We start from the raw sequence: 20,670 nt of genomic DNA, 5'->3' as shown, positions 1-20,670 counted from the left end.
TTTAACTTCCTAGCTTTCATTGTAATTGGACTAAAGAAATTTTATAAACTTAAAAAGTCAAGATGACTTCATTTAGAGTTTCTTTAAGGTTACATAAATTACTGTTAATTTTTCACTCAATTACTAGTATAAATTTGTGCGATAAAAATTTTGGGCATTTCAATACTTTTGACTCGGTTTCAATTTAAAACCTATTATTTATAATATCCATGTCCAAACTTAACCATCAACTTCTGGTTATTGCTTAAAAAATTATGTTAAAGGAAAATATATAAAACTAATACTAGAGAAACTATTACACAAATTATAAAAATAACCACAGCCCAATTAGGATAAATTTTTGCCTTCCTAATTTTCTCATTAAATCGTTCTTCAAACTGTTCGATGACCTTTTGGTGTTTGTCCATGTGGTTTTGATGTGATTGGATAATGGATTTATATTCCGTTAGATCCATTTTAAGCTTGGTCATTTTAAGTTCCTCATTGATATTCCCAAGCTTTTCAATGCCCTTATCAAAGTCGTTAAGTTCTTCAACCAATAATTTCGAAAGTTCCTCTATTCTTGTCATAATATGTATGTTTTTTAATACCCTATTCCTTTTTGTATCGCTTTTTTGAGTATGAATCTGGCAACTTTTAGGCTAACACTGGGTGTCAGGTCAACCGCCTTACCCATAAGCTTAACTGTTGCCGTTCTTGTTTTTGAACTCAACTGGATTTCGGCCGTAGACCTCCCGGCTATTTGTTGGGCTATGTTTCCAAGGGACATGTTACGGTGCACCTCACTCCCTTTAAGATTATGTCCATCAAATCCAAACCGAAACCCCTGGAGCTTGTTCTGTTTATTGATGACCGGTATTACATCTACGCCATTGGCCTTCATGGCCTTTATATAATCATCCATCCCCCTGGGCTTGAGTTGCCTCATGGCCAGGTCATGCCTACGCTTGATCTCTGCCCGAATCTCCCTAAGGTTGAATTCCTTTTCAAACTGCACCTGCCTGACCGTTGTTAGCCTCATTTGCTCCGCTACACGCTCGGCTGCCTGCTGGCTCCGTTTGCCAATAAAGCTATCGTTATAGGCCTGCCCGTTAAAATCAATGCGATTAACGTACAAATGGATATGTGTATGTGACTTGTCCCGATGCACAAAGGCAATGGCCTGTCGCTCCTGTAGTTTCATTTCCTGGACAAATCGTCTTGCTATGGCTTCCAACCGTTCCTTTTCCAACAATTTGCCGTCTTCAATGGTTGGACTGATGACAAAGGACAGGGTGTTCTTTTTGCAGTTATCGTTCAGGTCCTGGAGCATTTCAAATTCTTTGGTGATTTCGTTTGGTGTCTCACCATGTAAATGTTCCTTTAGGATAACCTCTGCTTCCTTTTCCTGGTTCCAGCCATAGGACATGGATGCCCCGGTATGTGCTATGCTCTTGCCCTTACCTATCATTTTTGAAAATTGTTTAGATGTCTCTTAATCTCATTTGCCAGTTCATGAACCTTCTGGGTCAGTTTTGGGTCTCGCTTTTTGAACATATTGCCAATTGACTTAAAGTTGTTATGGTATTTTATCAGCATTTTATAAATGCTGATATGCTCTTCACTAAACCGCTCAGTAATCTCCTTTTCAAAAACAGAGCGCCTGATGTATTCACTAAGGGTCAATCCCGTGCTTTTTGCCTTGACCTTCAATAGTTTCTTTTCGTAAACCGAACATCGAAACTTAACGAGTTCTTCCTTCCCCTTAAACACTCTTTTTTCTCTGCGACCTTCGGGAGCAGACGAGAATGTGTCCACAGACACACATCTCGAATTCCTACCCAAAACGATCTTCCCTTCCGTTGCACCTGTTTCCAGATCCAATACAATGCTATCCGAATCGTTAATGACATCGGTAGGAATCTCAAGAGTCCGTTTATCCTGTTCCTGCATTTCCGGGGATATATATTCAAAATCAGCTTCCTCTAACATGACACAGGTATTCGTTTAAATCTTTATGGTTTTTATAAGTTTCCCTTTGGTCAGTAACAGAGGGATAATTTTCTTTTAAATATTGGGTGCCATTATCCCCTGTTGTATCATTATCCAGATAGAGCAAGATCCTATCATAACAATTAACATAATCATTAATATAACGATTAACATAATCCTCCACATTCCTTATAAAAGCAAGGGAGTTGAGCACGATAATATCTGAAGTACTGGCTAGCTCCTCATTCAATACGGCCAGCGAAAATAGATCGAACATACCTTCCATAATAACCAATTGCTTGCTGTCTCTTTTAATAAGACTATAGGATTTGGGACTGCTGCAATTTTTGACAATCCTATTGCGAAGCTCCCATCCTCCCTTTATGTTCTCCAGTCCAATAGCGAAAAACAGGTTTCCATTATATTTATACCATACTTGCTTACAGTAAACTTTCGCTACTGACAACGGTACCGATCTGGAACTTAAGTACTGGACCAATGCTGGATGCATTATTTCCTGGATCTTTATCACGTCTACAATTGACACATTCTCCTTAAATGGTATTTGTTGCTGCTGAAAAGAAAAAGAGGTTGGACTATCGCTTAAAAACACCAGGGCATCTTTTACCGGACAGTTTAAAACAAGTATTACCAGATCAATTACATTGCCACCAATGCCCAAACCATGATCGTACCATCTGTTCTTTCTTTTAGATACTTTCAAAGAGGCTTGTGTTTCTGACCTGAAAGGACTCAGAAACCAAGCTTCTTGTTCCGTTTCCCTATTGGGAAAGTGCCCTAATTTTTCCAGTGCCTTTTCCACTGGAAAATTACGGGCTGTTTCACAATTTATTTTTCTTTTCATAAGCAATATGTTTTTAGGTGATTTTTTGATATTTTGATGACAATTCTTTGTTAACCCTAATAAACACTATGGTTTTTCTTGTCATCAAATTGACATCACTTCATCACTTTTAAATTTTATTTACCTCTATCTATCATCATTATTTATTTTGATGACTTAAAGATGATATAATGATGACAGCCTCAGCCCTTATAAACAGCGAGCTTTTAATCTTCTGTCATCAATTCATCAAAATTTTTAATCAGGAAATCCTTTTCAATAGTAAAATAGCGTCCCTTAGCTGGAATTAGGTTAAAACTACCATCAGCCCAGATCACCAGTTTTTGATATCGGTTGGAATTTCCTTGATTCATTAATTTCCAATCGTTTTTAAACATCCTTCTAAGCTGGGTATGATCAGATTTAACTCGTGTGGTATTTAAAAGCTGCACAGCGTCGTATGAGCACATATTAATGGTATTAACATCTAAATGCTCCATAGCATTAAGCAATATGCTGGCCAGTTCCTTCTCTACGCGATTCCGGTTATTCCGAATCAATCGCAGCAAGGCTTTAGTCATAAGTTGTTGAGGCTGAAACCACATGCGTGTGACATGCCTGGAGCTTAGTTTCCTATGGATTAAAAAATGTAAAAAGGCTGGAATTTCACTGATTAGATTATCTAAGAAATCTGTTTCTTCATGAGTTATAGATGGGATTTTCAGAACCCAGAACCGGGTTTCATTGGCATCAATTTTGATAAAATTATCTTCATTGTTGCTGCATAAAATAAACTTACCAAAAAACTCAACTTCTCGCTTATCTCTACCTTTGGCCTCCAACATATTGGTATTAGTCGTGCTTAGGTATTTAATACGTTCGGTAAGCTCTTCTCTATTAAACAACACTTCATCAATACATATCAGTAGCTTATTCACCCAATCTGCATTAAATTGACTCCCAAAGCTATCATTGGTTAGATAAGTGAGATTATTTTCAAACATAGCCTTCAGCCACTTCAGAAAAGTACTTTTACCTGTAGTTCGCTCTTTAGAAACCAAGCATAAAATAGGTAAAACCTGAATAGGCCGCATATAGAGGATTTGAAGATAGTCCAGACCTAATTCAAATTGAGGTCCAAAAATATGCTTGACAAATTTTAAAGTCGTTTCTATTTCTCCCTCCTGTGGAGATCTTGATAACGGCGAATAGGTATTATAAAAACTAAAATATTCCTGCTGATATTCCAGATGGCTGGGCATGCAAGTAAAGCCATCATATTTAGGTATTTTACTTATAAGGTCTTTGCCATGATCCTGTCGTATGGTCTCTAAATTCCAGTACACCAGAATCTCATTAAAATGACCGGCAATTGTCGGGGCTTTGACTCGCTTATAATAGGACGTGCCTACACGTACATAAGGTATCTGTTTCATGATAAATATTTTTATTGAATTATCCTATCGTGCCCCTTGGTTTTTAGTATGAACCAAAGTTCCTGGTTCTAGATTTTGTTGCGGATTACGATTGTTTTGGAGTAACCAGTCCACAAGCTTCTTCTTTTCAAAAAAGAGCATCTTTCCGTTAGGTTTGGAATGTGGAATTCTTCCGGAAGCTGTTAATTTATAGAGATAGCTTCGAGAAATGCCCGTATAGTCACAGGCCTCGTCAAATGTCAATACCTCTTTTTGGCCGATAAGAAGTTTTTCCAAACGGTCAAGCCGTTCCAATATTAATAGATTGTCCATTTTTAATGTTTTTGGATTAATAAAATGAACAAAGGCCTTTGTTTTCCCTTATGGAAGTGTGGAAATAAAAGTATGAAACAGAGCTTTTGAAAGAAGAAAAAACCTTGAATATTTATTCACAAATATTTGACAAACAGCAAATTAAAACAATTCAAACCAATCTAACAGACAAAAACAATCATGTACTTTTTTTTTCTTCTTTTTGATATCAAATGACAGCTATCGAAATGGCTAATAATTGGGAGTTTTTAGGGATATTTTGAGTTATTAACAATAAAAGGCATGTGCTTTAAAAATTCCAGGAATAAAAACGTGGATTTCCAATTATGCCTTGTGTTCACATTTATTAGCATAAGACTATGACAAATGAAAACTTAATTAGAAGTCAGATAGCAAAATAATAATATTTTATCTAAAATGGAATCAATTTGTACTATTTGGAATGATCACTTTAAAAATATCAAAATGTTGTACCTATGTTGTACCTGAGCTAATATTAAGAAAAAATAAAAGGGTTTCAATTTACTGAAACCCTTGTTATTACTTGTAGCGAGAGCGGGGCACGATCCCGCGACCTCCGGGTTATGAATCCGACGCTCTAACCAGCTGAGCTACCTCGCCTAATTTTGTGGCTGCAAATATAAAAACAATATTATTTGAAACAAACATTAATTGCGTAAAATGTTATTAAAAAATAATATCGAAAAATATTATAAAACTTATCAATTAATGTATATATTGAGCAAGAAAAATTTTCAACAATACCTATGGAAGATAAAATAAAATTTGACATTGAATTCCCAATTCACGCTTCTCCCCAATTACTGTATCAATATATTTCTACGCCATCTGGCTTATCGGAATGGTTTTCAGACAACGTAAATTCTAGAGGAGAGCTATTTACATTTATTTGGGATGATAGTGAAGAACAAGCCAAATTATTAAGCAAAAAAAGCGGGGAACGCATAAAGTTTAGGTGGTTAAATGATGAAGACGACCAAACATCCTATTTTGAATTAAGAATTCAAGTAGACGATATAACCAAAGATGTTTCACTAATGATAACCGATTTTGCAGAAGAGGATGAAATTGAAGAAGCTAAAATGCTTTGGGAAAATCAAATTTCCAGTTTGAAACAAGTATTAGGCTCTGCCTAATATAAATCCTAATATTTTTAAATTATCTTTGCCCTGCACTCAAAAATTAAGAGTGCGGGATTTTTTTTATGACAAATTTTAACGCTACCATTTCAGAAGATACTACCAAATTATCCATTAAAAATAGAGGATACAATTATGGAGACGCCTTATTTGAAACCATAAAAGTTTTATCTGGTAAAGTTTTATTCTGGGAAGATCATTATTTCAGGCTAATGGCATCCATGCGCATTATGCGTATGGAAATTTCAATGCATTATACAATGGAATACTTAGAAGATCAAATACATAATACCTTAAAGGCAAACGGCATACATAACACATCTGCCCGGGTTAAGTTAACGGTTTACAGGAATGAAGGCGGTTTGTATCTACCAGAAAACAATAATGTTAGCTTTATTATTACTGCCAAAAAAACAGAAGAAGAACTTTACCAGACTAGTGAATCTTTTTATGAAGTTGACTTGTTCAAAGATTACTATATGTCACCTAGTTTACTATCGTCTTTAAAAACCAATAATAAGGCACTAAATGTAGTAGGTAGTATATATGCCAAAGAAAACAATTTAAATAATTGCTTAATATTAAATACCAACAAACATGTTATAGAAGCACTCAATGGTAATGTTTTTCTAGTTAAAGGCAACCAAATTAAAACACCTCCTATTACAGACGGTTGCTTAAAAGGCGTAATGCGGAAACAGCTCATGGATATCCTAAAACTACTTCCAGATTATGAACTTACAGAAGCTTCAATTTCCCCTTTTGAACTTCAGAAAGCCGACGAGATATTTATTAGTAACGTAATGATTGGTGTTCAACCTATAACAAAGTATAGAAAGAAGACTTTTAAAGCAACTGTATCTAAAATGCTTCTACAAAAGTTAAATGTAAAACTAAGGCTTGGTTAATTATAGTTGGGGTTTTCTGGAGCATTAGACCATATACTGTATTCGCCTCCAAATTCCAACATCTTTTCCTTCCAAAAGGACTCGTAGTCTTTCTCTATAATGTTATTTTTATAGATATTTTCTGTAACAACCCAAGAGCTTCCCTTTAATTCGCTTTCTAATTGATTGGATTCCCAACCTGAGTATCCTAAAAAGAACCGTATGTCTTCCTCCTTTATGGACTTATTGGCAATTAAGTCTGCTACTATATTAAAATCGCCTCCCCAATAGATACCCAAAGATATTTCTATACTATCTGGTATTAGATTGGGCACTTTATGGATAAAATATAAGTTGTCCTGCTCAACAGGGCCTCCATTATATATTCTAAACGATGCTTCAATCTCAGGAATCAAGTCTTTAATTGTATAATCTAAGGGTTTGTTTAAGATAAAACCAATAGACCCTTCTTGGGTATGATCTGCCAATAAAACAATAGATCGATTAAAAGCAACGTCGCCAATTATTGCTGGTTCAGCAATTAACAAATTACCTTTTTTGGGTTTAATTGTTACCATGCTTTTGAAGAATTTATTAATTAAATCTAATATTTATTTATTAAAAAAGCAACTGTTTAAAGGATTATTAAACAAAAAAGCCTTCATTAAATGAAGGCTTCTTTTAATATGTTTGAAGTAAATATTAGTTTACTGCATTTGATAAATCTGATCCAGCTTTAAACTTTACAACGTTTTTAGCTTTTATTTTTATAGTTTCTCCTGTTTGAGGATTTCTACCTTCTCTTGACGCTCTTTTAGAAACAGACCAAGAACCAAACCCTACTAAAGAAACTCTCTTTCCTTTTTGTAAAGCTCCTTCTATATCAATTAATAAAGAATCTAATGCTTTTTTTGCTGCTGCTTTAGTGATTCCAGCGTTTTCAGCCATACCATCGATTAAATCTGATTTGTTCATAATATAAAATTTAATTATTAATAAATTGGTTAAACATCTTTGTTAAATTCTACTACAAATTTATACGGATTATGCAATCATGCAAGTAATGACAAGGGAAATACACTGCTTTGTTAATAACTTACAGCTTTTGTTAATAAAGGACATGCATTTTATCGGATTTTTTGCAATATCAGTAATAATGAGGCTTTACAGCATTTTAGCTTCTTCGCTAATCACATAACCATTTAATAGGGATTTTATATCCATTAAACGTTTACCCGGTAATTTAATTTCTTGCACTAACAAATAGCCGTCTTTCACTGCAACCTTTAGTTCCTTTTTTGTTGCAAAAACACGTCCTATAGTATGGTTATGGTCTTTAATCTCTTTATTAGCTTTATATATTTTTATATCTAAAACATCTCCTCCGTTTTCCAATATACACCAAGCCCCAGGATACGGACTCAACCCACGCACCTTATTATGAATAGCTTCCAGGGAATCGCTCCAATCGATCTTACAATTATCCCTATTTAATTTATAAGCCGTTTTTATATTGGGTGTGTCAACTTGTGGATACGTTTTAACATCGCCTTCTTTTATTAGTGCTACGGTTTTTAAAACCAATTGGCTTCCTACATCCATTAACCTGTCATGAAGGGTTCCTACATTCTCTTCTGGATCAATAGCTACAGTTTCTTGTAAAATCATGGCCCCTGTATCAATTTTTTCATCAATAAAAAACGTCGAAACACCAGTTTGTGTTTCACCATTGATAATTGCCCAGTTTATTGGTGCTGCACCACGATAATTAGGTAATAAAGAAGCATGCAAGTTAAATGTACCATAAGCTGGCATTTGCCAAACTGCTTTGGGCAACATTCTAAATGCTACAACTACTTGAAGGTTTGCATTGCATGCTTTTAATGTCTCTAAAAACGCTTCACTTTTCAAATTGGTGGGTTGCAGTATATGTAAGCCTTGCTCCTTAGCATAGCATTTTACAGCACTTTCATGAAGTTTCCTGCCACGTCCAGCTGGTTTATCTGGAGCCGTAATAACACCAACTATATTATAATTATACTCTACTAATGTTTTTAATGTAGCAACTGCAAAATCTGGAGTGCCCATAAATACAATTCTTAAATCTCTCATTGTACTATTTCTTTATTTGTAATTCTCTGTTTAAATTTTATTGCTTATACCAAAAGCATCTGTCTACCTCTTGCAAGTATAATTCCCATTAAAAATATGGAATGGTATTAATATTAGTTATGTCTCATTTGTTGTAGATAATTCCACTATGGAACCAAAAAAATTAAACACTTCCAATAATTCATCTTATAAATGGCTCAACTTATATGTGTTTGTTTGCGTTATACTTATAATTTGGTGCTCTAATAATAAACGCAGGGTGTCTTTCACTGCTTCATCTGAACTCCTTAGTGCTTTAACGATATCCCTTGATGACAGATCGCCGCTCTGCAACAGTTCAATAATATGATTTTTTAAATTAACTGAAGTATTAGCTCCCGTTTTTTTATTCGCCTTTATACACACTGAACAAATACCACAAGGCGTTACCTTTTCTTCTCCAAAATACGAAAGCAACTGCGCACTCTTACAGATCAAATCATTTTCAACATAATCCAACATAGCTTTAACCTGCTTTTGTTTTAATTTATTTTGTTGCTCTATAACAGATGCTATGCGATTAATTGTTTTATTGTCTTCACGTGGTTCTATAAAAGTTACTTGAGCATCTGTACGGTTTAAACTTAAACTTATAACTTCGTCTGCTTCCAAACGTTGTAGCCCCATTATTAAAGATGCTTCACTAAGCGATGTCTTTTCTGCTATACGAACAATATTAACCTGAGTTACATGATCCATAATTCCACCATACATACGCAACATCGATTTTACTATAATACTAAGGTCCTTATGCGTATCCAAGTAGTTAAACAAGGATGTATTTGGTATCACAAACTGAACCAATACTTTATTTCTAAATTGCCTCGACAAACTAATAACGCTATTTCTATCTAACAACAAAAGGGTATTATAGCATAAAGCGCCTGGGAATTTATATGTTTTACAAAACGAATTAAAATCAAAATCAAACGTTAGGTATTCGCCTTCTCCATAAGGAACTTGAAAATAATTACACAGTTTTTTATAAACCTGCTTTACAAAATCGACAGTTGGCAAAACTTTTAAAAATTGATTTTCAACCAAAGCCGGATCGTTATTGTTTTTAAGTACTACAGCAAAGGCTTTATCCCCGTTCCTACCTGCACGTCCAGCCTCCTGAAAATAGCTTTCTATACTTTCTGGTAAGTTTAAATGAATCACCGTTTTAACATCCGGTTTGTCGATTCCCATTCCAAAAGCATTGGTTGCTACCATTACTTGTTTGCTATTAGTTAGCCAACCTTGCATATTAGCCTCTTTATCGTCGTTAGAAAGACCTCCATGATAATAGGTTGCCGAAATACCCTTAGACTCCAAAAAGGCACTTACCTCCAATGTTGCTTTTCTGTTTCTAACATAAATAATGGAAGAAGCCGTATATTTCTTCAAAATGGTTTCCACACGATACAATTTATCTTCTTCATGAAAAACCATATAAGCAAGGTTAGACCTGAAAAACGATTGCTTAAACACTTTTGGACTTATAAAATCAAGTTCCTTAACAATATCATTAACAACCACAGGAGTAGCAGATGCTGTTAAAGCCATAACATTGGCTGTCGGCTGTAATTGCCTTAAAAGTGTAATGTTTTTATAAGCAGGTCTAAAATCATTTCCCCATTGCGAAATACAATGAGCCTCATCTACAGCTACTAAATTAACTGGCATTTGCTTGATGCGTTCTTGAACCAACTCCTGCTGAAGGCGCTCTGGAGAAATATACAGGAATTTATAATTCCCATAAATACAGTTATCCAAAAGCTTATCCAACCGATCCAACGATAAACCACTGGTTAATGCCATAGCCTTAATTCCCTTATCATTTAATGCTTGTACCTGATCCTTCATTAAAGCTATTAAGGGAGAAATAACAATACAAATCCCTGGTTTAACCAACGCTGGTATTTGAAAACACAATGACTTTCCTCCTCCTGTAGGCAACAACACCAAAACATCCTCCCCTTCTATCGCCGCATCAATAATAGCTTCCTGATGCTCCCTAAAAGATGTGTGATTCCAGTAACGTTCTAATATATTTATAGGATGGTCCATTACAGTTTATCTAAAATATTTAATATGTAATCGGTTCGCATAGCTACCGTATCAAGAGGAACATCGTGCAACGCATAATTATAAGTATTATACGTGTTAATTAAATGTTCATGGATAACCAATGCTTGATCAAAATTTTCATAACGTTCCTTATCTCTAGTATAAATTGCTTCCCATGGTCTTAAAATAAAAACCTCATCATATATACTTCTTTTACAAGTCTCAATAAAATGCTTCGGATAATCACTCCCTATATAATCCATATAAGCTAATATATCTGGAACCCCTCTATCAAAAAAAACATATTCCTTTTGAAAGTTTTCTGCCACTTCGTATTGCTGCCTTCTTCCTTTTAAAAGCCTTTCGCTAAACAATAACGGGTCACTTAAAAACAACTGTTCAATACCTTCTTCTTTAGCTTTCTGGGTTAGCTCTCTCGAAATTTCTTCAAGACAAGTATATCCCCTTTTCATCAATTCGTTTATAATAGTAGACTTCCCTGTTCCAGGCCCTCCCGTAATAATTATTCTTTTGGTCTTCAAGTCAGCAAGATTTTGATTGTAAAAATCGGAATTTAACAGCTATAAAAAAAATACACAACTACATTCGACGCTTTAAGCTTAAGTGCTTTCCTTTTAGCAAATCACTAAGATGTCATCTAATGATATAGGTATAACGAAACACTTACATTTCCTCACCTACATAGCAGAATACAAATATTCTTTTAAATGTACATCCCATCATCCCTAAAAACCATAGTTATATCCTACACTTAAAAATAACATTTAAACAAATGAAACCGTATATTTGCATCATATAAAAACAACCATGAACACACCTTCAAACTCAGAAGAATTTTACAATAAACTAAGGGAGCAATTATACGAAACAGCTACTTGGCCTACAGAATACCTATATAAATTTATAATTAAGTCTGATGTGGCCAAAATAGATCAGGTTGAAGCTATTTTTAATAACATAGGAGCCGTAATCAACACTAAAGAATCCAAAAACGGAAAATACACCAGTGTGTCCATTAACGTTGTCATGAAAAATCCTGAAGCTGTTATTAAAAAATACAAAGAAGTGGCAGAAAAAATTGAAGGCGTGATTAGTCTTTAATTTTTTTTTGTATTTTGCGCTTGCATACAACTACATGCACTATTTACATTAATACTACACTTTTATATTTTGACAGAGGCTATTTATAATTTAGAATATAACACCGAGCGTGAATTTTTAATCATTCCTGAATATGGACGCCATTTACAGAAAATGATTAACTATGCAAAATCGCGAGAAACTAAAGAAGAACGCAATAAGTTGGCTAAAGCCATTATTTCGGTAATGGGTAACATGCAACCCCATTTAAGAGATGTTCCCGATTTTCAGCATAAGCTTTGGGATCAATTATTTATCATGGCCAATTTTGAATTGGATGCCGATTCTCCTTTCGAAAAGCCCACCAAGGAATTGCTTGAGGAACGTCCACAACCCTTAAAATATCCTCAAAATTTCCCTAAGTATCGTTTTTATGGCAATAACATAAAAACCATGATAGATGTTGCCAACACTTGGGATAAAGGCGATCTTAAAGATGCTTTGGTGTACACTATTGCCAATCATATGAAAAAGTGTTTTTTAAATTGGAATAAAGACACCGTTGAGGATGCTGTTATATACGACCACCTATATGAACTTTCCAATGGTAATATCGATTTAAGAAGTTCTGAAGAGGATCTTTCGGATGCATCAAGCTTAATGCGCTCTAAATCCAAAAGCAAAAAAAGTTCTCACCATCATAAAAAGAACTCTGGTAGCCGCTCAAGAAAACGTTACTAAAATTATCTATGGAATCATTTAAAATTGAAGGCGGGCACCAATTAAAAGGCCGTATACAACCCCAAGGTGCCAAAAATGAAGCATTACAAATTTTATGTGCCGTTCTGTTATCTCCAGAAAAAATTACCATAAATAACATTCCGGACATTGTTGATGTTAATAAGCTTATTAACCTCTTAAAAAAGTTAGGAGTAAAGATTGAAAAACTTGCCCACGGCACCTATACCTTTCAAGCAGATGATCTTAACTTAGCTTATTTAGAGTCTCCAGATTTTAAAGAAGATGGAAAGGGACTTCGTGGCTCTATCATGATTGTTGGACCGTTATTAGCCCGTTTTGGGAAAGGTTACATTCCAAAACCAGGTGGCGATAAAATTGGTCGCCGTAGATTAGATACACATTTTGAAGGCCTAATTAAACTAGGAGCTAAGTTCAGGTATAGTAGAGAAGAACAATTTTATGGTGTTGAGGCCAATACCCTTAAAGGGACCTATATGCTTCTAGAAGAAGCTTCTGTTACGGGAACTGCCAATATTGTAATGGCAGCCACTTTAGCCAAAGGCACAACAACAATATACAATGCAGCCTGCGAGCCCTATTTACAGCAGCTATGTAAAATGCTTAACAGGATGGGGGCAAAAATTTCTGGTGTTGGCTCTAACTTGTTAACTATTGAAGGCGTAGAAGGCCTCGGAGGCACTTCTCATACCATGCTTCCAGATATGATAGAGATTGGAAGCTGGATAGGACTTGCTGCCATGACCAAAAGCGAATTAACCATTACAAATGTAAGCTGGGACGACTTGGGCATTATTCCAAATGTTTTTAGGAAATTGGGAATTACTGTTGAAAGGCAAGGTGACGACATCCATATCCCCGCACATAAAGATGGATACGAGATACAAAGCTTTATAGATGGTTCTATTTTAACAATATCTGATGCCCCTTGGCCTGGTTTTACTCCCGACTTGCTAAGTATTATACTGGTAGTTGCCACGCAAGCCCGAGGTAGTGTTTTAATTCACCAAAAAATGTTTGAAAGTCGTTTGTTCTTTGTAGATAAACTTATTGATATGGGAGCTAAAATCATTCTTTGTGACCCACATCGTGCCACAGTTATTGGCCATGACTATAAATCGACACTAAAAGCCATGACCATGACCTCACCCGACATTCGAGCAGGGGTAGCGTTGCTTATTGCGGCTTTATCTGCCAAAGGCACCTCTACCATTCAAAACATAGAACAGATTGACAGAGGTTACGAACGCATTGATGAGCGCTTAAGAGCCATTGGGGCTAAGATTGAACGTGTTTAAACTAGGTAGGTTCATAAAAAAATACCAAAAGGTGTATTGGAGTTATTTCAATACATCTTTTTTGTTTCTCCTAAAATCTAAATATTTCTTTCTACAATTATTGCCTTAAAAGCAACAATGGAACTTCAGATAATTTCTGTTAAGGTGAATAACACCAAACAAATATAAAGGCTCTCTACACTAAAATTAATAAATAAGCACCCCCAAGAAGTTCCTAAAGATAGTTTGTTAGAAATCATGTACTGCACCCTATAAAATTCATTTCAATCTCCAACCAGAATAACACGAAAGAAAAATAGTAATATTTATTCAAAAAAAACGCCTTAAGCACGCATATTTACTTACATTTGACCTCGTTTTAGATTTAAAAACTAATCCAATTACACCCAAACATTAAATTAAAATTCTTAACAATTTAAAATCAACATTTTATGATATTTTTTAAAAAGGCTCTTTTATGTTTTTCAGTTATCCTTTTATTAAACTGTGCTTCGAGGTACGAAATAATTGCTCCTAAGTCTATCAACTATATCTCAAAAATCGAAACAGATAATGTAAAACTAGAGTATAAATATAACTTGCTTGATAAAAAATATGCAAAAAAGGAATTAAAAAAGGGGGTTAAACTAGTTGCTGTTAAAACATCGAACAATACAACAAGAGACTTGGTATTTGGTAAAGATATTAAACTGACTTATTTAAATGGTTCTGAAGTTTTTGTAATGGAAAATGAAACTGTCTTTAAAACACTAAAACAAAGTACAGCGTCTTATCTGTTTTATTTGTTATTAACCCCAATGAACCTATATACATACAAAACAAACAATTATGGCGTGCAAGAAACAACCAGTTCAACTCCAATTGGTCTTATTATTGGTCCAGGTTTGGCTGGAGGTAATATGATTGCTGCTGGTTCTGCTAATAAAAAATTTGAATCCGAACTACTAAACTACAATCTTAACGGAACTACAATTAAAAAAGGGGAAGTTAAATACGGACTTATAGGTATAAGAACAAATTCCTTTGAACCCCTAAAGCTAGAAGTGGAATAAACAGCCTTTATATAAAATAATATAGCCCCATTCCTCGTTTTTGAGTCTAAATGAAGAATATAAGCATAAACGTTTTATCCCTAATCCTTATTTCCTGTAATCCTTTTGGTGAACATAAGGTTTTAAGGTATAAAGATGATTTAATCTACTTGATATCCAAATTTAAAGAATACGAAGAAGGGACTTATGGCCGAGATGAAATAGATGAATTTATCATAGCGGATATTCGTAAAATGGGCATTGATTTTGTCATTAAAAATGATAGCAACAAAAACCCCAGTTATTCAGGGTTTGTTGAAGAAAATGACAGCTTGATAATTCTTATAGATAAGGCTGATAACATACTGGACCTAGAACGAAGGATTATTTATGACTTAAAAAAATATCCAAGAAATTTTGGAAATAATACTATCACAAACGCTTCATATAAAATTGTACAGTTAGACGAAAGATGGTATTATTCTGAAATTGGATTTGATTAAAACGTCAAAATTAGCAATATACTATCCTAATGAAATAATTTTTCATTTTTACTTACCCCAAAAGCTAATATTGCTGTTACAAGCTACCCAAAACAACAAAAAAACCAATCTTTACAAGGAACATTAATGCCCCTTTCAAATCATTAATGCCTTACAGCTTCTCCTACACCACTTGGTATTCTTATTTTTTCTACGATCTCCTGCACATCGTCGGGCGGTTGTGGTGTAAACTTCATTATAACAATAGAAACCACAAAATTTAAGAGCATCGCTATAGTTCCAAAACCTTCTGGGGATATACCAAACCACCATTCACTTTTATCTGGTAAAGTGTCATCAAACCAACCCAATTTATATTTTACCATATACAATAACATTGCCGTAATCCCTACAACCATGCCTGCAATAGCTCCTTCTTTATTCATACGCTTATAAAAGATCCCTAAAATAATAGCCGGAAAAAAGGAAGCTGCCGCCAAACCAAAGGCCAAAGCAACTACAGCTGCAACAAAACCAGGCGGATTGATTCCAAAATACCCGGCAACGCAAACAGCACCTACTGCCGACAAACGCGCAGCAACTAATTCACCCTTTTCAGAAATAGAAGGCTTTATAATTTTTTTAATCAAGTCATGCGATACGGAAGCCGAAATCACCAATAGTAAACCAGCCGCGGTAGATAAAGCTGCTGCCAATCCACCTGCTGCTACTAAGGCTATAACCCAATTGGGTAAATTGGCTATTTCGGGATTTGCTAAAACCATAATATCCCGATCTACCGTTAATTCGTTTTGGGAAGCATCAGCAACATATTGAATTGTTCCGTCATTATTTTTATCCGTAAACTCAATAAGTCCAGTTGTTTCCCATTTCTTAAACCATTTTGGTACGGCATCGTAGCGTTTATTAGAAACTGTTTCAATCATATTAGTTCTTGCAAATACAGCCACAGCAGGTGCAGTTGAATATAAAATAACGATTAACAATAGGGCTATACCTGCCGATTTACGTGCATCTCGAACACGCTTAACCGTAAAGAAACGTACAATTACATGGGGCAAACCTGCTGTTCCAACCATAAGGGCCAACGTTATGGCAAATACATCCATCATCGATTTAGAGCCTTCGGTATATTCTGCAAACCCTAATGCCGCACTAAGCCCGTCAAGCTTATCCAGCAAAAAGGTTCCAGTTCCATCGTTTAATTTACCTCCAAAACCAAACTGTGGAATAGGGTTTCCTGTCATTTGTATGGAAATAAAAATAGCGGGTACCATGAATGCAAAAATAAGCACACAATACTGTGCTACTTGTGTATAGGTTATGCCTTTCATTCCCCCCAAAACGGCATAGAATAGCACAATTAGCATACCAATAATAACACCAGTGTTAATATCGACTTCCAAAAACCGCGAAAAAACGATACCAACGCCTCGCATCTGACCTGCAACATAAGTAAAGGATACCAATAAGGCACAAAGCACAGCGACAATGCGCGCTGTTTTAGAATAATAACGGTCACCTATAAAATCTGGTACCGTAAACTTACCAAATTTACGTAGGTAAGGCGCGAGTAACAAAGCTAAAAGCACATAACCTCCGGTCCATCCCATTAAATATACAGCTCCGTCGTAACCGGCAAACGAAATGATCCCTGCCATCGATATAAAAGATGCGGCGCTCATCCAATCGGCTGCAGTTGCCATACCATTTGCCAATGGTGACACACCTCCGCCTGCTACGTAGAAATCTTTAGTTGATCCTGCTCTCGACCAAATAGCAATACCAATATATAAGGCAAATGTTAAACCAACCAAAATATAAGTCCAATTCTGAACGCCTAAAGCACTTAGCAATATCATATTACTTATCATAACCATATTTTTTATCAAGTTTGTTCATTAAGCGTACGTATACAAATATGAGTACTACAAATACATACATAGATCCTTGTTGCGCAAACCAAAACCCCAACTTAAAGCCGCCTAACTTTATATGATTCAAAGCATCCTTAAAAAGAATACCAGCACCATAAGAAACCAAAAACCATATGGCCAACAGGATGAGAACATACCTGATATTTTCTTTCCAATAAGCAATTGCATGATCGTTTTTCTTCATAATTTATTCATTTTAACTGTTTAATATAGTTCTTTATTTCTTTGGTGACTCGTGGTGCCATAATAATGGTTGCTACCATAGTTGGTATAGCCATTAAAGCAAAGAAAGCATCAATAAGGTTTATCATCATGCTTAATGATGTTGTTGCACCTAGCAATATGCTAACAATATAAAAATAATTATAGTAATACTTTTTACTTGCTCCAAACAAAAAGCTCATACATTTAGTACCGTAATAGGCATAGGAAAACAAAGAAGACACACTAAATATAACTATACACAAAAGCAATAGATACTTACCTATTCCTGGCATGGCTTTAGAAAAAGCTGAAGCCGTTAAACTAACACCATTGGCATCTGTTGTTTGCCAAACCCCTGTAACCAAAATCGCTAAGGCTGTCAACGTGCACACAATCAATGTATCGATAGCAGGCCCTAACATAGCTACCAAGCCTTCTCGAATGGGTTCATCTGTTCTTGCAGCACCATGAGCCATCGGTGCAGTTCCTATGCCTGCCTCATTAGAAAACGCTCCTCGCCTAACTCCCAATAGAATCAAACCTCCCAACATACCTCCTAGAAAAGCATCTCCAGTAAAATTTTTGGCGGCAAAGGCATCAGTAAAAATCAGAGTAACATACTTTGGAATCTCATCTAAGTTAATTCCAAGAATAATCAAAACCAATATAAAATAAAGTACTACCATTGTTGGTACTAATCGTGATGCTGTTTTGCTTATACGTTGCAAACCTCCCAAAATAACCAAAGCAGTAAGCCCCACTAAAACGAACCCAATTATTAAATTAGAACACAGTCCTACTTTTATACCATTAGAACTTAACAGAATATCGTTAACAGCTTGCGTTAACTGGTTAACATTAAAAACCGGTAACGCCCCAACCAACCCACAAATACTAAACATAACAGCCAATGGTTTCCATGACTTGCCTAAACCTTCCGTAATAAAGTACATAGGACCTCCTTGAAGTTCACCGTAACTGTCCCTCTCCCTATACATAATGGCCAAAGTAGACGTATAGAATTTTGTAGACATCCCTATAATAGCACTAACCCACATCCAAAAAACAGCCCCTGGCCCACCAATGGAAATTGCTACTGCTACACCCGCAATATTACCCATGCCTACTGTAGCAGACAAAGCTGTTGTTAAAGCTTGGAAATGATTAATTTGTCCGGGGTCATTAGGATCGTCGTATTTTCCCCGTAATACCTTAACAGCATGCCCAATAAAGCGAAAGGGAAGAAATTTAGACAGTAACAACAAATACAAACCGCCTCCTATCAACAAAATTAATAATGGTAAACCCCAGACAGCCGATGCAAAATCGGCGATTATCGTATCAAGTTGGTTCATATGGTTTGTTGGTTAATGTTATAAATGTATTAAATTTACTTTTAGTATATACACATAATTCAAAATACAATGGCTTACGATACATATTTAGCAGATAGAATTCGGCAACAACTCCGTGAAATGCATGTCCCTTTTTCTGAGCTTAAAATGATGGGAGGGTTATGTTTTAAAGTAGACAACAAAATGCTTTGTGGCATTCACACTGATAAGAAATATGGTGACAACCTGTTAATGGCCCGCGTTGGCCCCGACGCTTACGAAGAAGAACTTTTAAAACCACATTGTTTACCAATGGATTTTACAGGGCGTCCTATGAAAGGTTATATTTTTGTTACTCCAGAGGGTTTTGATGCCGACGAAGATCTGGCATATTGGCTAAGTTTGTGCCTTGCTTTTAATCCCACTGCAAAGTCTAGCAAGCCTAAAAAAAAGTAAGCTACATCGCTATCATCCCAAACGCAAAAGCTATTACATTATTAAGCATTTGGCAAGCGTGTCTTCATAAATGGCTTCATATAGTGGTACTATTTTATGAAGATCAAATTTTAAAGACTCCTTTCTTGCGTTGTTCTTAAACAGCTTTAAGCGTTCTTCATCACTTAAAATATACAAAGCATTTTTGGTCATATCCTCTACATCTCCAACATTGCTTAAATATCCCGAAACACCATGAATATTAACCTCAGGAATACCTCCTGTATTACTTGATATTACAGGAACGCCCGAAGCCATAGCCTCTAATGCGGCTAACCCAAAGCTTTCCGTTTTTGATGGCAGTAAAAACAGGTCACTAAAACATAATATCTTATCTATTTCGTTACTTCTTCCAAAAAATACAACCTTATCTGTAATCCCCAACTCCTGACAGTGCCATTCTATTTTTTCCCGTTCTGGTCCTTCGCCTACAAGCATAAGTTTTGCAGGCATTTCCTTTTGGATATTATAAAAAACACTAATCACGTCCTGAACACGCTTTACTGCTCTTAAGTTACTTATATGGGTAATTATTTTTTCATCATCTTTAGCCAACATAGCACGCTGGCAATCAGTAAAACCATGATTATACTTATCCAGATCGATAAAATTAGGCACAACACTTATGTCGTTTTTAATATCAAATAACCGCAAAGTATCATCCTTCAAGCTTTTTGAAACTGTAGTAACGGCATCTGATTTATTGATACTAAAGGTTACTGCCGGTTTATAGAAAGGATGACTCCCTACAAGTGTAATATCGGTACCGTGTAACGTGGTAACGATGGGTACATAAATACCTGATTCAAGTAATATTTTTTTTGCCATATATGCTGCATAGGCATGGGGGATTGCATAGTGTACATGTAAAATTTCAATCTTATGCAACTTAACCATATCCACTAGCTTACTAGATAAAGCTAATTCGTAGGGTTGGTAATGAAACAAAGGATATTCTGGCACATTAACTTCATGATAATGTACATTGTTACTTAACAATTCTAACCTAACCGGCTGATTGTATGTAATAAAATGGATTTCATGTCCACGTTTAGAGAGCTCTAAACCAAGCTCTGTAGCTACAACTCCACTCCCTCCAAACGTTGGGTAACAAACGATTCCTATTTTCACACGAATAAATTTAAGTTAAACATTTAATTTTCAATATTTTATACAATTATCAGTTAAGGACACC

23 protein-coding genes and 1 tRNA gene are annotated in these 20,670 nt (G+C 35.4%); 8 read left to right on the top strand and 16 right to left on the bottom strand.

Features of this window, described 5'->3' with window-relative positions; genetic code table 11:
* Positions 1 to 257: 257 nt before the first annotated feature.
* From ABD792_RS00120 to ABD792_RS00090, 7 genes are all read right to left on the bottom strand, one after another.
* Positions 258 to 569 (bottom strand): DUF6730 family protein, encoded by a 312-nt coding sequence (locus ABD792_RS00120; RefSeq protein WP_345003650.1) that lies wholly within the window; start codon positions 567 to 569, stop codon positions 258 to 260.
* Between the two features lie 14 nt (positions 570 to 583).
* Entirely contained in the window at positions 584 to 1,450 is an 867-nt protein-coding gene (locus ABD792_RS00115) for a relaxase/mobilization nuclease domain-containing protein (RefSeq protein ID WP_345003648.1), read from the bottom strand.
* On the bottom strand, positions 1,447 to 1,971 hold the full coding sequence (gene mbpA, locus ABD792_RS00110) for a mobilization protein MbpA (protein ID WP_345003646.1): 525 nt from the start codon (positions 1,969 to 1,971) through the stop codon (positions 1,447 to 1,449). The genes ABD792_RS00115 and mbpA overlap by 4 nt, the downstream gene beginning before the upstream one ends.
* Positions 1,955 to 2,836, bottom strand: coding sequence for a toprim domain-containing protein (locus ABD792_RS00105; RefSeq protein WP_345003644.1), 882 nt, complete (start codon positions 2,834 to 2,836; stop codon positions 1,955 to 1,957). Before ABD792_RS00105 ends, mbpA begins: the two co-directional genes overlap by 17 nt.
* Positions 2,837 to 3,042: 206 nt before the next feature.
* Positions 3,043 to 4,251, bottom strand: coding sequence for a primase-helicase family protein (locus ABD792_RS00100; RefSeq protein ID WP_345003642.1), 1,209 nt, complete (start codon positions 4,249 to 4,251; stop codon positions 3,043 to 3,045).
* 24 nt (positions 4,252 to 4,275) lie between these two features.
* Positions 4,276 to 4,563 (bottom strand): helix-turn-helix domain-containing protein, encoded by a 288-nt coding sequence (locus tag ABD792_RS00095; protein ID WP_345003640.1) that lies wholly within the window; start codon positions 4,561 to 4,563, stop codon positions 4,276 to 4,278.
* 547 nt (positions 4,564 to 5,110) lie between these two features.
* Positions 5,111 to 5,184, bottom strand: a tRNA-Met gene (locus tag ABD792_RS00090).
* A gap of 146 nt (positions 5,185 to 5,330) precedes the next feature.
* Here ABD792_RS00090 and ABD792_RS00085 point away from each other — a divergent pair.
* Together ABD792_RS00085 and ABD792_RS00080 are read left to right on the top strand one after the other, a co-directional pair.
* Positions 5,331 to 5,720, top strand: coding sequence for an START-like domain-containing protein (locus ABD792_RS00085; protein ID WP_345003638.1), 390 nt, complete (start codon positions 5,331 to 5,333; stop codon positions 5,718 to 5,720).
* 68 nt (positions 5,721 to 5,788) lie between these two features.
* Entirely contained in the window at positions 5,789 to 6,631 is an 843-nt protein-coding gene (locus ABD792_RS00080) for an aminotransferase class IV (protein WP_345003636.1), read from the top strand.
* Here the strand turns inward: ABD792_RS00080 and ABD792_RS00075 are convergent.
* The 5 genes from ABD792_RS00075 to ABD792_RS00055 all read right to left on the bottom strand — a co-directional run bounded on the left by ABD792_RS00075 (position 6,628) and on the right by ABD792_RS00055 (position 11,355).
* Entirely contained in the window at positions 6,628 to 7,188 is a 561-nt protein-coding gene (locus ABD792_RS00075) for a YqgE/AlgH family protein (RefSeq protein ID WP_345003634.1), read from the bottom strand. The two genes, ABD792_RS00080 and ABD792_RS00075, sit on opposite strands and share 4 nt — an antisense overlap.
* Before the next feature lie 124 nt (positions 7,189 to 7,312).
* The gene (locus tag ABD792_RS00070; protein WP_199115606.1) at positions 7,313 to 7,585 is read right to left on the bottom strand and encodes an HU family DNA-binding protein; all 273 of its coding nucleotides are present in this window, start codon (positions 7,583 to 7,585) and stop codon (positions 7,313 to 7,315) included.
* A gap of 189 nt (positions 7,586 to 7,774) precedes the next feature.
* Positions 7,775 to 8,722, bottom strand: coding sequence for a methionyl-tRNA formyltransferase (gene fmt, locus ABD792_RS00065; protein WP_345003629.1), 948 nt, complete (start codon positions 8,720 to 8,722; stop codon positions 7,775 to 7,777).
* A gap of 186 nt (positions 8,723 to 8,908) precedes the next feature.
* Positions 8,909 to 10,813, bottom strand: a complete 1,905-nt coding sequence (locus ABD792_RS00060) for a RecQ family ATP-dependent DNA helicase (RefSeq protein ID WP_345003627.1) — start codon at positions 10,811 to 10,813, stop codon at positions 8,909 to 8,911.
* Positions 10,813 to 11,355, bottom strand: coding sequence for an AAA family ATPase (locus ABD792_RS00055; protein WP_345003625.1), 543 nt, complete (start codon positions 11,353 to 11,355; stop codon positions 10,813 to 10,815). Before ABD792_RS00055 ends, ABD792_RS00060 begins: the two co-directional genes overlap by 1 nt.
* Before the next feature lie 286 nt (positions 11,356 to 11,641).
* Between ABD792_RS00055 and ABD792_RS00050 the strand changes: the two genes are divergently transcribed.
* From ABD792_RS00050 to ABD792_RS00030, 5 genes are all read left to right on the top strand, one after another.
* On the top strand, positions 11,642 to 11,935 hold the full coding sequence (locus tag ABD792_RS00050; protein WP_345003623.1) for a DUF493 family protein: 294 nt from the start codon (positions 11,642 to 11,644) through the stop codon (positions 11,933 to 11,935).
* 69 nt (positions 11,936 to 12,004) lie between these two features.
* Complete coding sequence (locus tag ABD792_RS00045) at positions 12,005 to 12,655, top strand: DUF4290 domain-containing protein (RefSeq protein ID WP_345003620.1); 651 nt, start codon at positions 12,005 to 12,007, stop codon at positions 12,653 to 12,655.
* An 8-nt stretch (positions 12,656 to 12,663) separates the two neighbouring features.
* Positions 12,664 to 13,971: a UDP-N-acetylglucosamine 1-carboxyvinyltransferase gene (gene murA, locus ABD792_RS00040; RefSeq protein WP_345003618.1), complete on the top strand. Its 1,308-nt coding sequence runs from the start codon at positions 12,664 to 12,666 to the stop codon at positions 13,969 to 13,971.
* Between the two features lie 431 nt (positions 13,972 to 14,402).
* Positions 14,403 to 15,023, top strand: coding sequence for a hypothetical protein (locus ABD792_RS00035; protein ID WP_345003615.1), 621 nt, complete (start codon positions 14,403 to 14,405; stop codon positions 15,021 to 15,023).
* A gap of 50 nt (positions 15,024 to 15,073) precedes the next feature.
* Positions 15,074 to 15,505, top strand: coding sequence for a hypothetical protein (locus ABD792_RS00030; protein ID WP_345003613.1), 432 nt, complete (start codon positions 15,074 to 15,076; stop codon positions 15,503 to 15,505).
* A gap of 143 nt (positions 15,506 to 15,648) precedes the next feature.
* Here the strand turns inward: ABD792_RS00030 and ABD792_RS00025 are convergent, their stop codons facing one another.
* From ABD792_RS00025 to ABD792_RS00015, 3 genes are read right to left on the bottom strand one after another with little or no spacing between them, the layout of a single operon-like run.
* Positions 15,649 to 17,379: a sodium:solute symporter family protein gene (locus ABD792_RS00025; protein ID WP_345003610.1), complete on the bottom strand. Its 1,731-nt coding sequence runs from the start codon at positions 17,377 to 17,379 to the stop codon at positions 15,649 to 15,651.
* Positions 17,369 to 17,626 carry a DUF4212 domain-containing protein gene (locus ABD792_RS00020; protein ID WP_345003608.1) on the bottom strand — a complete coding sequence of 86 codons (258 nt, stop codon included), beginning with the start codon at positions 17,624 to 17,626 and terminating at the stop codon, positions 17,369 to 17,371. The genes ABD792_RS00025 and ABD792_RS00020 overlap by 11 nt, the downstream gene beginning before the upstream one ends.
* Before the next feature lie 7 nt (positions 17,627 to 17,633).
* The gene (locus ABD792_RS00015) at positions 17,634 to 19,001 is read right to left on the bottom strand and encodes an alanine/glycine:cation symporter family protein (protein ID WP_345003606.1); all 1,368 of its coding nucleotides are present in this window, start codon (positions 18,999 to 19,001) and stop codon (positions 17,634 to 17,636) included.
* 69 nt (positions 19,002 to 19,070) lie between these two features.
* Between ABD792_RS00015 and ABD792_RS00010 the strand changes: the two genes are divergently transcribed.
* Positions 19,071 to 19,436 (top strand): TfoX/Sxy family protein, encoded by a 366-nt coding sequence (locus tag ABD792_RS00010; protein ID WP_345003603.1) that lies wholly within the window; start codon positions 19,071 to 19,073, stop codon positions 19,434 to 19,436.
* A 33-nt stretch (positions 19,437 to 19,469) separates the two neighbouring features.
* Here ABD792_RS00010 and bshA read toward each other — a convergent pair whose 3' ends face one another.
* A complete protein-coding gene (gene bshA, locus ABD792_RS00005) occupies positions 19,470 to 20,606 on the bottom strand; it encodes an N-acetyl-alpha-D-glucosaminyl L-malate synthase BshA (protein ID WP_345003601.1) in 1,137 nt (378 codons plus the stop codon).
* Between the last annotated feature and the right edge of the window lie 64 nt (positions 20,607 to 20,670).

It is taken from the genome of Snuella lapsa, from assembly GCF_039539345.1.
In the GTDB taxonomy this organism is placed as follows: Bacteria; Bacteroidota; Bacteroidia; order Flavobacteriales; family Flavobacteriaceae; genus Snuella; species Snuella lapsa.
The sequence above is the reverse complement of the archived record's forward strand: the minus strand, read 5'-3'. Positions and strand labels throughout refer to the sequence as shown.

What these genes read in the sequence shown, in the direction of transcription:
- ABD792_RS00015 (WP_345003606.1), bottom strand. Translation starts at nt 19,001, where the DNA reads ATGAACCAACTTGATACGATAATCGCCGATTTTGCATCGGCTGTCTGG.
- ABD792_RS00050 (WP_345003623.1), top strand. Translation starts at nt 11,642, where the DNA reads ATGAACACACCTTCAAACTCAGAAGAATTTTACAATAAACTAAGGGAG.
- ABD792_RS00075 (WP_345003634.1), bottom strand. Translation starts at nt 7,188, where the DNA reads ATGGTAACAATTAAACCCAAAAAAGGTAATTTGTTAATTGCTGAACCA.
- ABD792_RS00115 (WP_345003648.1), bottom strand. Translation starts at nt 1,450, where the DNA reads ATGATAGGTAAGGGCAAGAGCATAGCACATACCGGGGCATCCATGTCC.
- mbpA (WP_345003646.1), bottom strand. Translation starts at nt 1,971, where the DNA reads ATGTTAGAGGAAGCTGATTTTGAATATATATCCCCGGAAATGCAGGAA.
- ABD792_RS00105 (WP_345003644.1), bottom strand. Translation starts at nt 2,836, where the DNA reads ATGAAAAGAAAAATAAATTGTGAAACAGCCCGTAATTTTCCAGTGGAA.
- ABD792_RS00060 (WP_345003627.1), bottom strand. Translation starts at nt 10,813, where the DNA reads ATGGACCATCCTATAAATATATTAGAACGTTACTGGAATCACACATCT.
- ABD792_RS00100 (WP_345003642.1), bottom strand. Translation starts at nt 4,251, where the DNA reads ATGAAACAGATACCTTATGTACGTGTAGGCACGTCCTATTATAAGCGA.
- fmt (WP_345003629.1), bottom strand. Translation starts at nt 8,722, where the DNA reads ATGAGAGATTTAAGAATTGTATTTATGGGCACTCCAGATTTTGCAGTT.
- ABD792_RS00030 (WP_345003613.1), top strand. Translation starts at nt 15,074, where the DNA reads ATGAAGAATATAAGCATAAACGTTTTATCCCTAATCCTTATTTCCTGT.
- ABD792_RS00020 (WP_345003608.1), bottom strand. Translation starts at nt 17,626, where the DNA reads ATGAAGAAAAACGATCATGCAATTGCTTATTGGAAAGAAAATATCAGG.
- ABD792_RS00095 (WP_345003640.1), bottom strand. Translation starts at nt 4,563, where the DNA reads ATGGACAATCTATTAATATTGGAACGGCTTGACCGTTTGGAAAAACTT.
- ABD792_RS00035 (WP_345003615.1), top strand. Translation starts at nt 14,403, where the DNA reads ATGATATTTTTTAAAAAGGCTCTTTTATGTTTTTCAGTTATCCTTTTA.
- ABD792_RS00010 (WP_345003603.1), top strand. Translation starts at nt 19,071, where the DNA reads ATGGCTTACGATACATATTTAGCAGATAGAATTCGGCAACAACTCCGT.
- ABD792_RS00080 (WP_345003636.1), top strand. Translation starts at nt 5,789, where the DNA reads ATGACAAATTTTAACGCTACCATTTCAGAAGATACTACCAAATTATCC.
- ABD792_RS00070 (WP_199115606.1), bottom strand. Translation starts at nt 7,585, where the DNA reads ATGAACAAATCAGATTTAATCGATGGTATGGCTGAAAACGCTGGAATC.
- murA (WP_345003618.1), top strand. Translation starts at nt 12,664, where the DNA reads ATGGAATCATTTAAAATTGAAGGCGGGCACCAATTAAAAGGCCGTATA.
- ABD792_RS00025 (WP_345003610.1), bottom strand. Translation starts at nt 17,379, where the DNA reads ATGATAAGTAATATGATATTGCTAAGTGCTTTAGGCGTTCAGAATTGG.
- ABD792_RS00120 (WP_345003650.1), bottom strand. Translation starts at nt 569, where the DNA reads ATGACAAGAATAGAGGAACTTTCGAAATTATTGGTTGAAGAACTTAAC.
- ABD792_RS00085 (WP_345003638.1), top strand. Translation starts at nt 5,331, where the DNA reads ATGGAAGATAAAATAAAATTTGACATTGAATTCCCAATTCACGCTTCT.